Source organism: Streptomyces venezuelae (genome assembly GCF_008642295.1).
GTDB classification, from domain to species: Bacteria; Actinomycetota; Actinomycetes; order Streptomycetales; family Streptomycetaceae; genus Streptomyces; species Streptomyces venezuelae_C.
This window is the reverse complement of sequence record NZ_CP029190.1, coordinates 877,767-890,585: the sequence shown is the minus strand read 5'-3', so window position 1 is coordinate 890,585 and position 12,819 is coordinate 877,767. Positions and strand designations below refer to the sequence as shown.

Annotated in this window: 9 protein-coding genes and 1 pseudogene; 7 read left to right on the top strand and 3 right to left on the bottom strand. The window is 73.0% G+C overall.

All coding sequences use genetic code 11. The features are described from left to right. Window positions 1-103: 103 nt before the first annotated feature. On the top strand, window positions 104-523 hold the full coding sequence (gene panD / locus DEJ50_RS04065; RefSeq protein ID WP_150206041.1) for an aspartate 1-decarboxylase: 420 nt from the start codon (window positions 104-106) through the stop codon (window positions 521-523). A 583-nt stretch (window positions 524-1,106) separates the two neighbouring features. After that, entirely contained in the window at window positions 1,107-2,426 is a 1,320-nt protein-coding gene (locus DEJ50_RS34400) for a transglycosylase family protein (protein WP_150206037.1), read from the top strand. A 72-nt stretch (window positions 2,427-2,498) separates the two neighbouring features. Here DEJ50_RS34400 and DEJ50_RS04050 read toward each other — a convergent pair. Further along, window positions 2,499-3,272: pseudogene (locus tag DEJ50_RS04050) on the bottom strand (DMT family transporter); the annotation flags it as partial. Between the two features lie 223 nt (window positions 3,273-3,495). Between DEJ50_RS04050 and DEJ50_RS04045 the strand changes: the two are divergent. Next, window positions 3,496-4,986, top strand: coding sequence for an SDR family NAD(P)-dependent oxidoreductase (locus tag DEJ50_RS04045; RefSeq protein ID WP_150206035.1), 1,491 nt, complete (start codon window positions 3,496-3,498; stop codon window positions 4,984-4,986). A gap of 116 nt (window positions 4,987-5,102) precedes the next feature. On the opposite strand, the gene DEJ50_RS04040 is transcribed toward DEJ50_RS04045, so the two are convergent. Further along, window positions 5,103-5,639, bottom strand: a complete 537-nt coding sequence (locus DEJ50_RS04040; protein WP_150211884.1) for an inositol oxygenase family protein — start codon at window positions 5,637-5,639, stop codon at window positions 5,103-5,105. 326 nt (window positions 5,640-5,965) lie between these two features. On the opposite strand from DEJ50_RS04040, the gene DEJ50_RS33780 reads away from it, so the two are divergent. Continuing rightward, window positions 5,966-6,136 carry a hypothetical protein gene (locus tag DEJ50_RS33780; RefSeq protein WP_190344264.1) on the top strand — a complete coding sequence of 57 codons (171 nt, stop codon included), beginning with the start codon at window positions 5,966-5,968 and terminating at the stop codon, window positions 6,134-6,136. 125 nt (window positions 6,137-6,261) lie between these two features. Next, entirely contained in the window at window positions 6,262-7,248 is a 987-nt protein-coding gene (locus tag DEJ50_RS04035; RefSeq protein ID WP_150206033.1) for an NAD-dependent epimerase/dehydratase family protein, read from the top strand. Here the strand turns inward: DEJ50_RS04035 and DEJ50_RS04030 are convergent. Beyond that, the gene (locus tag DEJ50_RS04030) at window positions 7,228-8,670 is read right to left on the bottom strand and encodes a lipase maturation factor family protein (protein ID WP_150206031.1); all 1,443 of its coding nucleotides are present in this window, start codon (window positions 8,668-8,670) and stop codon (window positions 7,228-7,230) included. The genes DEJ50_RS04035 and DEJ50_RS04030 overlap by 21 nt on opposite strands. Before the next feature lie 179 nt (window positions 8,671-8,849). Here DEJ50_RS04030 and DEJ50_RS04025 point away from each other — a divergent pair, with 179 nt between their 5' ends. Together DEJ50_RS04025 and DEJ50_RS04020 are read left to right on the top strand one after the other, a co-directional pair. Next, window positions 8,850-10,154, top strand: coding sequence for a DUF6777 domain-containing protein (locus DEJ50_RS04025; RefSeq protein ID WP_150206029.1), 1,305 nt, complete (start codon window positions 8,850-8,852; stop codon window positions 10,152-10,154). Window positions 10,155-10,179: 25 nt separating this feature from the next. Beyond that, a complete protein-coding gene (locus DEJ50_RS04020; protein ID WP_223837581.1) occupies window positions 10,180-12,225 on the top strand; it encodes a SpoIIE family protein phosphatase in 2,046 nt (681 codons plus the stop codon). Window positions 12,226-12,819 lie beyond the last annotated feature (594 nt).

Below are 12,819 nucleotides of genomic sequence, written 5' to 3'. Positions count from 1 at the left end.
CCGAAGTGACTGTCCGATGCGACGCCTGGCCGGCAGTGTGTAGAGTGCAGGACGCCCTTGACCTGCATAAAGCTGGCAGGGAGCCGTCTTCTAGGAGCTCACATTGCTGCGCACCATGTTCAAGTCCAAGATCCATCGGGCCACCGTCACTCAGGCCGACCTGCACTACGTCGGTTCCGTGACCGTCGATGCCGATCTCATGGAGGCGGCCGATCTGCTGCCCGGGGAGCTCGTGCACATCGTCGACATCGACAACGGGGCCCGGCTGGAGACCTACGTCATCGAGGGCGAGCGAGGCTCCGGGGTGATCGGGATCAACGGGGCCGCCGCCCACCTGGTGCACCCCGGGGACCTCGTCATCCTCATCAGCTACGCGCAGGTCGAGGACGCCGAGGCGCGGGTGCTGAAGCCGCGGGTGGTGCACGTGGACGGGGGCAACCGGATCATCGAGCTGGGCGCGGACCCCTCGGCCCCGGTGCCGGGCACGGACCAGCTCCGCAGCCCGCAGGCGGTCGCACGCTGACCCCCGCCCCCTTGGGTGAACCGGACGGGCATACCATCCGGAACCAAGGGAAGGTGGGGTGTATGACCAGAAATCTGGATCAGCGGCGGATCGCCCCGGCCCTGACCGAGCCCCCGCCCGATCCGGCGCCGCCGCCCGTCCCGGACCCGGTGCCGCGGCCGGTGCCGCCCACCCCCGGGCCGTTCCCGGAGCCTGATCCGATCCCCCCACCTCCGGGGCCCGCGCCCGTCCCGCAGCCCGGGCCCTGGAGCTGATCGTCCACCGGGTGCGGACCGCCTAGTAGCGGTCCTCGCGCCGGAGCGTGCGGACGCGCCCTCGCGGTCCGTGCGCCGGTAGGTGTGTGCCCTGACCACGCCTGATCTCTGCCGCGGATGCTCCCGCCTCCCGCACGGGCGCGCGCCTGCGCTCATGCGTGCCCCGCGTGCCCCCTGCGTGCCCCCGCTGTACGGGGTGTGCCGCAGAGCCCCGCACCACCCTCCGGCGGAATGTCAACTTCCTTTTGTGTGCGCCGTCTTGCGACCCTTGTCAGCCCAGTGCAGTGCCGTTAAGTTGTGCGGTTCCTGATGTTTTCAAGGGGGCTCCCATGGGTGTACGGGGCCGGCACCGCCGGTACCAGCCGAGCAGCATCAACCGGGCCTCGCTGGCCGTCACCGCCGGTGGCGCGGGCATCGCCCTGCCCCTGGTCGGAGCCGGCCCGGCGGAGGCCGCTTCCGTCGACATCTGGGACAAGGTCGCCGGCTGCGAGTCCACCAACAACTGGCACGTCAACTCCGGCAACGGCTATTACGGCGGGCTCCAGTTCAGCCCGAGCACCTGGCGCGCCTTCGGCGGCACCGCGTACGCCCCGCGCGCCGACCTCGCCACCAAGGACCAGCAGATCGCGGTCGCCGAGAAGGTCCTCAAGGGGCAGGGGCCCCAGGCCTGGCCGGTCTGCTCGAAGAAGGCCGGCCTGACGCGCGCCGGCCAGGCGCCCAAGATCACCCCCGGCACCCCGGCGGGCGGCAGCAAGGCCCATTCCGCTTCCGTGCCGGGCGCCCGGCAGGCGGCCTTACCCGCCGCCAAACCGGGCACGGGCGTACCGCAGCAGGCGAAGAAGCAGGGTGCCAAGCCCACCGTGCCGCGGCAGACCGGGACGTCGGTCCTGCCAAATCCGTACGTCGTGGCGCCCGGCGACTCGCTCTCCGCCATCGCCCAGCAGCAGCACGTCGAGGGCGGCTGGCAGGCCCTGTACGAGACCAACCGCGCGACCGTCGGCGGCAATCCGAACCTGATCTTCCCGGGCCAGCGCCTCACCCTGAGGGTCACCGCCGCCCCGGTCGCACCCGCCCCGGAACGGCCCGCGCAGCCGCCCGCCGCCAAACCGGCGCCGCAGCCCGCCAAGCCTCCGCAGCCCGCCAAGCCCCCGCAGGCCAAGCCGGCCCCGCAGCCCAAGCCGGTCCAGCCCAAACCCGTCGAGACCGCCAAGCCGGTCCCGGTGCAGGAAAAGAAGCCCGTCACCGGCGGCTACAGCGCCCCCGTGGACGCGGGCATCGGCACCGCCTACCGGGTGGCCGGCTCCTCCTGGTCCAGCGGGTACCACACCGGCATCGACTTCCCGGTGCCCACCGGCACCTCAGTCAAGGCCGTCGGCCCGGGCGTGGTCGTGTCGGCCGGCTGGTCCGGTGCCTACGGCTACCAGGTCGTGATCCGCCACGGCGACGGGAAGTTTTCCCAGTACGCGCACCTGTCCGCGCTGTCCGTCCAGGCCGGCCAGCAGGTCGTCGGCGGTCAGCGGATCGCCCGCTCCGGCTCGACCGGCAACAGTACGGGTCCCCACCTGCACTTCGAGGTACGTACGGGGCCCGGGTACGGCTCCGACGTCAACCCGCTGACGTACCTCCGCGGCCACGGGGTGCGCATCTGACACCCGCGCGTGCGGCGGCACGGCCGTGAGCAGGATCAGGCCGGCCGCCGCGAGCGCACCGCTCACCAGCGCAGCCGTCGCGCCCAACGCCCCGTACCGGAAACCCTCGTCGAACAGCGAGATCCCCACCGCAGCCGCCACCACCGGGTTCACCACGGTCAGTGTGGCCAGCGGTGCGGCCAGCCCCGCACCCCGGTAGGCGGCCTGAGACAGCAGCAGCCCGCCCACCGCCAGGACCGCGATCGCCGCGAGCGCCGGCCACTGCCCGAGCGTTGCGGCCACCGCGGACTCGCCGGTGGCTGACTCGGCCACCGACTTGGTGAACACCGAGGCCATGCCGAAGGCCACACCCGCCGCGAGCGCCAGCAGCACGCTCCGCGTGACCGGCTCCAGCACCCGGCGCGCCGCCAGGAACAGCCCCGCCACCCCGGCAGTGGTGAAGGCCAGCAGCACCGACTGCTCCGCGACGGCCAGGGTCTGCGTACGCCCGTCCCCACCGGTCAGCGCCAGCAGCCCGGCCAGGCCCACGGTGGCCATCAGAGCGCCCCGCCAGGCAGCGACCCCGGCCCGGCGCCGTACGAACACCGCCGCCATCGGCAGCGCGAAGACGATGGTCAGCGCCCCGAGCGGCTGGACCAGGCTCAGCGGCCCGTAGGCCAGCGCGGCCACATGCAGCAGTCCGCCCGCGCCGTTGAGTGCGACCGCCACCCACCAGCCGGCCTGCCGGAGCGGCGCGTACGGACGGTTCGGATGCGCGACGGCGACCTGCTCCTGCACGATCGCACCGGCCGCGTAGGCGAGCGCAGACACCAGGCAGAGCAGCACCGACAATGCGAGGGCACTCATGTGTTTCAGAATGCGGGGTACTGATCGAGTATTCCTCAATCTCTGGTAGAAGATCGCTCATACTCCGGTCGTAGTAGGCGAGTACTCCTCTCACTCGCCGTGGTCGTGCGTGCACCGAACGTGGCGGTCGGGCAAAGGGTTTGGACCCGGACCGGCCGGATCCGTACAGTTCCCCTTTTGGGGACTTCCGCAGGACACGAGTGATCGAGGAACGGCAGCGGGCATGACGGCGACCGAGGCGACCGAGACCGAAGACATCCAGGCGTACGGGCCGGGCATCGACCCCGAGCGGCTGGCGCTCTGCCTCAGCGTGCTCGCGGAGCTCGACACCATCGACGTCGACCACCCCGACGCGATCACCGTCCGCCGGGCCACCGCCGGCGTCTACCGCACGGTCAAGCAGCGCCGCCGCCAGGAGCGCCGCGCCGCCAAGACCGCCAACGACAGGGCCGTCACCGAGGCCACCGCCACCGGCTCCGCGCAGCGCATCGACGACGAGACCGAGGGCATCCTGCCCTCCTCCGTCACGGAGGCCGGCCGGATCGCCGGAATACTCCAGCGCCCGCGCTCCTGCTACGTCTGCAAGACGCGGTACGTCGAGGTCGACTACTTCTACCACCAGCTCTGCCAGCCGTGCGCCGCCGAGAACCGCACCAAGCGCGAGGCCCGCGCCGACCTCTCCGGCAAGCGCGCGCTGCTCACCGGCGGCCGGGCCAAGATCGGCATGTACATCGCGCTGCGGCTGCTGCGCGACGGCGCCCACACCACGATCACCACCCGCTTCCCCAAGGACGCCATCCGCCGCTTCAAGGCGATGGAGGACTCGGCGGACTGGATGCACCGCCTGGAGGTCGTCGGCATCGACCTGCGCGACCCGGCGCAGGCCGTGGCGCTCGCCGACCAGGTGGCCGAGGCCGGCCCGCTGGACATCCTCATCAACAACGCGACGCAGACCGTGCGCCGCCTGCCCACCGCGTACGCCGCGCTGGTCGACGGGGAGAGCGCCCCGCTGCCGGCCGGCGAGCTCCCCGCCCACCACGTCATCGGCGCCTTCAACTCCGGTGCGGTCGACGGTCTGGCGGCGCTTCCGCTGGGCACGAGCGGGCTGGAGGCCCAGAAGGTCGCCGACCTCGCCCTGGTCGCGGGCAACGCCAGCATCGAACGGCACCTCGACGGCACCGCCATCGACGCGGGCGGCCTGCTCCCGGACTTCGTCGACACCAACACCTGGGTGCAGACCATCGACCAGATCTCCCCGGTGGAGCTGCTCGAAACCCAGCTGTGCAACTACACCTCGCCGTTCATCCTGATCAGCGCGCTGCGGCCGGCGATGGCCGAGGCCGCCCGGAAGGCGTCCAGCGGGCGGGCGTACGTCGTCAACGTCTCGGCGATGGAGGGTGTGTTCAGCCGCGGCTACAAGGGCGCGGGCCACCCCAACACCAACGCCGCCAAGGCCGCGATGAACATGGTGACCCGGACCAGCGGCCAGGAGATGTTCCAGACCGACGGCATCCTCATGACCTCGGTCGACACCGGCTGGATCACCGACGAGCGCCCGCACTTCGACAAGCTGCGCTTGGCCGAGGAGGGCTTCCACGCCCCCCTGGACCTGGTCGACGGCGCGGCCCGGGTCTACGACCCGATCGTCCGCGGCGAAGCCGGCGAGGACCTCCACAGCGTCTTCCTCAAGGACTACGCCCCGGCGAACTGGTAGGCCCCGCCGAAGCGAAGCCCGCCGCCCGGACCCCGGACCCCGGATCCAGGGGACCCCGGGCCCAGGGCCAGGGCCAGGGCCCGAACCCCCGCCCGTGATCGCGCCCGCGATCGCGTTCAGGCGGGGGTTTGCCCGTGGCCGGCCGCCCTGGCGGCGACGAGCTCGATCACCGGACGCCAGTCCTCCAGGACGCCCGCGTCCAGGCCGACCACCTTCCCCGCGTCGTCGGCCTGCCGGAGGATCACCGCGGCTGCCGCCTCCGGGTCCGCCGCGAAGGCCCGCGCCTCCGCCTCGTCCATCACCCCGCCCTGCGCCCGCAGTGTCAGCGCGCTCTGCGGGGACAGCGTCCGCTCCGGCTCCACCGTCGCCAGGTACCGCTTGGCCGGGACGTGCAGCTGCACCAGGCGGGCCACCCGCTCGCCGAGCAGCGGGCGGACCGCGTCCGCCGCGTGGCCGGCATGCCCGGCGTCGTCACCCGGACGGAGCAGGTGCCCCAGATCGTGCACCAGCCCCGCCACCTGAAGCTCCTTGTCGTACGGATGCGAGCGCCGGAGCAGTGCCGCCGTCTGCAGTCCGTGGTCGTGCAGATCGACCGGATCCCCGCTGCGATCAGGTGTATCCCACGCTCCCCGGCAGGCGTGCAGCAGCTCCATCAGCTCCTCGACCCCGCGGATTCCGTCGATCTCCGCCACGCCCGTCCCCTCCGTCGGCCCACGCAATTCCGTCCCGAGCAGATCAGTTTCGGTCGACACGCCGACGTACAAGGTGCTGAACTCCTGGAGAAGGCAAGTAGTCGGGAGTGAATTTTACTCTCCTGTTGAGCGGAACCCCGCTCAAATGTGTACTCTGAGGCACACGGACGGCCCCACCCGGGCCACTCTCCGTATCGAGAACAACGGCGCCACCGCGACCGGATGCCCTTTCTCCCTGCCCGGTGTGGTGAGCCACCCCGGGTTACGCGACACAAGAGGAGTGCGCGGTGACACCAGAACTGACGAAGCACGAGCAGGCCCTGACGGAGCACACGGAACGCCGCACCCGTTCCGACGAGCTCGGCAGCCTCGAGGTGTGGGCCCGGTCCGCCCCGATCCGGCTCGCGGGATACGAGGAAGACCTGGCAGAGCCGCACATCCTGCCGGGCATCGACTGACCGACGGGTTCCGGCTCGCCGCCGCCCCCGTGCCGATCCGGCGCGGGGGCGGCGTACGCCCTGAGCGTCATCGCTCTGGGCGATCACCCGTTCCGCCGCCCGCCGGTCGGCGGCAGGCTGGCGTCATGAAACTACTGATGCTGGGTGGTACCGAATTCGTCGGCCGGGCCGTCACCGAAGACGCCCTCGCCCGTGGCTGGGAGGTCACGGTCTTCCACCGGGGCCGCCACGCAGCCCCTCCCGGAACGCTCTCCCGGCACGGGGACCGGACCGCCCCCGACGGCCTGGCCGCCCTCGCCGAGGGGGAGTGGGACCTGGTCGTGGACACCTGGAGCGGCGCCCCCACCGCCGTCCGTGACGCAGCGCGCCTGCTGCGCGACCGGGCCGGGCGGTACGCGTACATCTCCAGCCGGTCCGTGTACGCCTATCCGGCCCCCGCCGGCCTGAACGAGGACGGCCCGGTCGTCGAGGGCTCGCCCGACGCCGGTACCACCGCCTACGCCGAGGACAAGCGCGGCGGCGAGCTCGCCGCTCTCGAGGCATTCGGCGACCGCTCCCTGCTGGTCCGGGCCGGCCTGATCCTCGGCCCGTACGAGAACGTCGGCCGGCTGCCCTGGTGGCTGGGCCGGATGGCCGAGGGCGGCCCGGTCCTCGCCCCGGGACCGCGCGAGCTCCCGATCCAGTACATCGACGTACGCGACCTCGCGCAGTGGACCCTGGACGCGGCGCAGTCCGGGCTCGACGGCGCCTACAACCTGGTCTCCCCCCTCGGCCACGCCACCATGGGCAGCTTCCTCGAGGCCTGCGCCGCAGTCACCGGAGGGACCGCCGAACTCCGCTGGACCGACCCCCAGCTCATCCTGGACGCCGGGGTGCAGCCGTGGACCGAGCTGCCGGTCTGGCTCCCGCCGGGTGAGGACTACGCCTTCATGCACGGCGGAGACGTGACCAAGGCGGTCGCGGCCGGTCTGGACTGCCGGCCCGTCGAGGACACCGTCGCCGACACCTGGGCCTGGCTCGGGTCCATCGGCGGCAAGGCGCCGCTGCGGTCCGACCGGTCCAGCAAGGGCCTGGACCGGGAGCGGGAGGAGTCACTGCTCGCCCGATCGTGAGACCCGGGCGGCGAGACGGGTGGGCGGCAGGTACTCGCGCACCAGCGTGCGGTGCCACCACGCACCCGTCTCCCGCAGCTCCCGCCAGGTGGTGAACCGGTACCGGTACAGCCGGGCCCGTACGAACAGGGGCGGGCCGTCCGGGAACGGATTGTGGCGGAGCAGCCGCAGCGTGTCCCGGTCACCGGACAGCAGCCGCTCCACGAACGGCCCGAACCAGTCCCGCGCATAGCCGGGGGAGAGCGCGGCGAACCACATCAGCCAGTCCAGCCGCAGGTGGTACGGGGCGAACTGGCGGGGCAGCCGCCGCAGGTCACCGGGCTTCCCCTTGAAGCCGTACTCCCGCCAGTCCCCGTCCTCCCGGGGCACCGCGTCCGCCGTCCCCTCCACCACCACCTCGTCCCGGATCCGGCCCACCGTGCCGAAGGCCCCGTACGTGTTGACCAGGTGCAGGGCGTCGAAGGACCGGTTCATCACCTGCCGCCGCGAGATCATGTTCCGCACCGGGTGCCGGCTGAGTACGAGGATCAGCACGGCCGCCGCGCAGACCAGTACCACGTACCAGACCGGGGCCCCGCGGGAGGCGGCGGCCGGCGGCGGTCCCGCGATCCGGGTGAAGTCGATCGCGGACAGGCCGAGGGTGATCGTCAGCCAGTTCAGCCAGGCGAAATTGCCCGACAGCACCAGCCACAGCTGGGTGGCCACGATGATCACGGCGGCCACCGAGGCCACCGGCTGCGGGGTGAACAGCAGAACCGGCACCGCGAGTTGGGTCACATGGTTGGCGGCGCACTCCACCCGGTGCAGCGGCCTCGGCAGATGGTGGAAGAACCAGCTCAGCGGCCCCGGCATCGGCTGCGTCTCATGGTGGTAGTAGAGACAGGTCAGCTTCCGCCAGCAGGCGTCCCCGCGCATCTTGATCAGCCCGGCGCCGAATTCCACCCGGAACAGCAGCCAGCGCAGCAGCAGGAGCACCAGCACCGGCGGGCCGACCGTCGCGTTCCCCAGGAAGACCGCCAGGAACCCGGTCTCCAGCAGCAGGGACTCCCAGCCGAAGGCGTACCAGGTCTGGCCCACGTTCACCACCGACAGGTACAGCAGCCACAGCCCCGCCCACATCGCCATCGCACAGCCGAGCGGCACCGCATCCCCCGCCCCGGCCGCCAGCGCCGCCGCCAGCACCGCCCCGGCCCAGGCACACCCGGCGAAGAGCCGGTCGGAATAGCGCCATTGGAAGAGGCTCGGGGCCCGCCGGAAGGGCACGTACCGCAGATAGTCCGGCACCGGCAGCATCCCGCGCGCCCCGATCAGGGCACGGAACTGCAGGGCCGCCCCGAGGAAGGCGAAGAGGTAGACGACGGCCAGGGTCCGCTGGAAGACCAGCCGGCCCAGCCAGTACTCGGGCGCCGTGAACCAGTCCATCACCCCCAGTATCCGCGCTGTCCGCGCGCCCGGCCGCCCGCGGGCGGCGAACCGGCCGGGAATCCGGCTCGGGGGTATCCGGGAGGGCCTCCTGGAGCAAGAAAACGGACCTCCGCTTGCGACACCCCCGGGCATGCGTCAGACAAGTAGGGAGCATCCGGGGCGAAAGGGAGAACCACGTGAGGGCGAACCACGTGCAGGGAAGACCGACACCACGTCAGGCGACGCGCCGTCACGCACCGGCCGGCGCAGCCCTCTTCGCGCTGCTCGGCCTGCTCGCCGCGGGCTGCGGAAGCGAGGAGAAGCAGCAGCCCGCCGCCGCGGCCGAGAGCCAGGAGCTCTTCCTCCAGCCGGTGGGCGCGGCCGAACCCGACCCGTTCACCCAGTCGACGTCCACCGGGGAATCCGCCCCGCTCCAGGCCCCGGTCCCCAATACCACCGGCCGCGGCATCCGCACCGTCGTCGGATCCACCCCCGGCCTGTATGGGGGCGCCCACCGGTTCGGGAGCTGCGACGTCGAACAGCAGATCCGCTCGCTCACCGCCGAGAAGTCCAAGGGCAAGGCCCTGGCATTCGCCCAGGCCAGCGGCATCGAACCGAACGGAATCCCGGAATACCTGCGCGGCCTCACCCCCGTGGTGCTGCGCGCCGATGTCCGGGTCACCAACCACGGCTTCCGCGACGGCCGGGCCAACGGCTTCCAGTCCGTCCTGCAGGCCGGCACCGCCGTCCTCGTCGACCGGTACGGCATGCCCCGGGTGCGGTGCGCCTGCGGCAACCCGCTGCAGCCGCCGCGCGCCCCCAAGGGCGAGCCCGTCACCCAGGGCAAGCCCTGGACCGGCTACCACCCCAACCAGGTCATCGTGATCGAGCCGACCAGCCAGGTGATCGACAAACTGGTGATCGCCAACCTGGCGGACAACACCTGGATCGAACGGCGGACCGGCGACGACGGCGCCCAGGACCGGGCCCCCCAGGTCATGCCCCCCTACAACCCCGAGGACGGGCTGCCCGCGCACGCCTCCGGCCAGCTCGCCAACGGGCCCGCCGACCCGTGCGCCGCCCGTGACACCAGCGCCGGCGCCGGGGCCCGTACCGTACCCCCGAAGAGCTCCGGCGTCCCCGGCCCCGCCGCCACCGGCTGCCCGCCCGGCAGCGCACCACGGCAGACCCGGCCCATCGAGCCGGCCCCGCTGCCGCCCCCGAACCCGCGCCCGTCGAGGCCGCAGACCGACCAGCTCGGCGAGCTGCCCTCCGATGCATCCGGGGAGTGGCCGTCCACGGACCCCGCCGCGCCCGCCGACCCGTACGCCCAGACCGACCCCCTGAACCCGGACGCCGCGGCCGGCGACGGAACCACCACGGACCCGTACGCCCCGACCGATCCGGCAGCACCGGCCGACCCGTACGAGCCCGCCGATCCGTACGCCGTACCCGACGAGGGCCTGACCTCCGGGGAGGCGGTCCAGCTGGAGAGCGCCTGACCCCCGGGTGTGACATGGTGGACCGGTGCCGACCACCGTATCCCTGCCGGACGACTGGCCCGCACACCCGGACCGATCGCTCGCGCTGAACCGGATGGGCAGCTTCGACTGGGACCTGGTGACGGGCCTCATGCACCTGGACGCACCGGGACTCGAGGTGTTCGACACCACCGAGGAGGAGTACGACGGCCGGCCCGAGTCCCTCGCCCCACGGGTCCCGCCCGCCGAATCCCACCGGCTCGACGCGCTGGTCTCCAGCGCCCTCAAAAGCGGGGTCAACAGCTACGGCGCCTACTTCCGGATCCGCTGCCGCGACGGGCGGCTGCGCTGGACCCACACGCAGGGACGGGTCCTGCGCAACGGCGACGGCCGCCCGTACCGGATCATCGGCATCGTCCGCGACGCCACCGAGGAACTCAGCCATTCCGCCGAACGCCTCGGCCTGGACGAGGAACGGCGCCGCCAGACCTCGGTGGTCGAGGCCACCACGGCCGCCCTCGCCCATGCCCGCACCGTGCAGGACGTGATCGACGCCCTGAGCGATGCACACGGCCTGGAGCGGCTCGGCTCCATGGGCATGGTGATGGGCCTGGTCGAGGCCGGGCGGATCCACCTGGTGGCCGAAGGGCCACAGGGCAGCTTCGTCCCCGGCACCCGCTTCACCCGGATCGACGAGGACTACCCGATGAGCGAGGTGGTCCGCTCGCTCCAGCCGAGGTTCATCCACTCCCCGGAGGAGTTCGCCGACGGCTACCCCTACCTCTGGTCGAAGATCACCCACATGGACATCTCGGCCGCCGCCTACCTGCCGCTGATCGCCCAGGCCCGGCCGATCGGCGCGATCGGGCTGCTCTACCGCGACAAGGACGGCTTCACCCAGGAGGAACGCAACCTCCTGGTCGCCCTCGGCAGCAGCATCGCGCAGAGCCTGCAGCGCGCCATGCTGCTGGAGCAGGAGCACGACCTCGCGGAAGGCCTCCAGCAGGCCATGCTGCCGCGCCGGATCCCGGCCGTGCCGGGCGCGCAGATCGCCGTCCGCTACCGGTCCGCCCGGATGGGCCGGGACATCGGAGGCGACTGGTATGACGTCATTCCGCTCCCCGGCGGCCGGGTCGGTGCCGTCATCGGCGACGTCCAGGGGCACGACACGCACGCCGCCGCGGTCATGGGCCAGCTGCGGATCGTGCTCCGCGCCTACGCGGCCGAGGGGCACTCCCCGGGCACCGTGATGGCACGGGCCTCCGTCTTCCTCCACGAGCTCGACACCGACCGCTTCGCCACCTGCACCTATGCGGAGGCCGACCTGGCCACCGGCGTGCTCCAGCTGGTCCGGGCCGGCCATATCGACCCCCTGGTCCGGTCCCGGGCCGGCGACTGCCGGCGGCTGCCGGTGGAAGGCGGTATGCCGCTCGGCCTGTCCGCTGAGTTCGGCCGTATCGAATACCCCGTCACCACGGTGGAGCTGGACCCCGGGGAGACGCTCCTGCTCTGTACGGACGGCCTGGTCGAACAGCCGGGGGCCGACCTCGACGACGGCATCCAGCTCCTCACCGCCATGGTCCGGAGCGGCCCGGCCGACCTCCAGCAGCTCGCGGACCGGCTGTGCGAGGTGATCGACGACCGCGGCGGTGACGACGACATGGCGCTCCTGCTCCTGCGCCGCCATGTCGAGGACGCGCCCCAGGCCGGCGGCCGGCTGCAACAGCACGTCGCTCCCGGTGATCCGGAGGGGCTGGTCTCCGCCCGGCACATGATCGGGGCGGCGGTACGGGCGTGGGGTGCGCGGAACCGGGCCGACGAGATCGAACTGGTGGCGGACGAGCTGATCGTCAACGCCCTGATGCACACGGACGGCCCGGCCATCGTGACCCTCCGCATCCTCCCGGGCCCGCAACGCCGCCTCCGCGTCGAGGTCGCGGACCGCTCCAGCGCGCTGCCGCGGCGGCGCGAGGCCGGCGACTCGGGGGTGTCGGGCCGCGGCCTGATGCTGGTCGACCGGCTGGCGGACGTCTGGGGCGTGGAGTCGCGGGGCAGCGGCAAATGCGTCTGGTGCGAATTCACCATCCCCTAACCCCCGCCCACCCCCACCCGGGCTGAGCCCGGGCCCCAGGGTTGCCCGGGCTCAGCCCGGCGCGTGTTCCGGGGCCCTGCCCCCGGGTCCCCGGGTTCTGCGGGGCTGGGCCCGGGGCGCCCGGGCTCCCCGTGGGCCGAGGGGTCCGCGGGCTCCGCTCGGCGCGTGTTCCGGGGGCTTCGCCCCCGGGCCCCGAGAGGTGCACGGGCTCTGCCTGGCACGTGCTCCGGGGCTTCGCCCACCCCGGCCCCCCCCGGGTTCTACGGGGCTGGGCCCAGGGCCCCCGGGCGGGGCCGAGGGTCACCAGGGCTCCGTCCGGCACGTGCTCCGGGGCTTCGCCCCTGAGCCCCGGGGGGGCGCGGGCGGTGCCCCGCGCGTGTTTCGGGGGCTTCGCCCGGCCCAGGCCCCGGGTTCTACGAGGCTGGGCCCGGGGCCCTCGGGGCCGAGGGGTGCGCGGCGGCGCTGGCCCGTGTTTCGGGGGCTTCGCCCGGGGCCCCGGCCCCCGGCCCCCGGCCCCCGGGCGCGGGGCGCCCGGGGAAGGGGGCCCGGCGGAGCGGGCAGGGGCAGGCCGGGCGCCGGCGGGGCCGGCTGCGT

Excerpts from the sequence above, each read along its gene's own strand:
- DEJ50_RS34400 (WP_150206037.1), top strand. The coding sequence starts at position 1,107 with ATGGGTGTACGGGGCCGGCACCGCCGGTACCAGCCGAGCAGCATCAAC.
- DEJ50_RS04045 (WP_150206035.1), top strand. The coding sequence starts at position 3,496 with ATGACGGCGACCGAGGCGACCGAGACCGAAGACATCCAGGCGTACGGG.
- DEJ50_RS04040 (WP_150211884.1), bottom strand. The coding sequence starts at position 5,639 with ATGGAGCTGCTGCACGCCTGCCGGGGAGCGTGGGATACACCTGATCGC.
- DEJ50_RS04035 (WP_150206033.1), top strand. The coding sequence starts at position 6,262 with ATGAAACTACTGATGCTGGGTGGTACCGAATTCGTCGGCCGGGCCGTC.
- DEJ50_RS04030 (WP_150206031.1), bottom strand. The coding sequence starts at position 8,670 with ATGGACTGGTTCACGGCGCCCGAGTACTGGCTGGGCCGGCTGGTCTTC.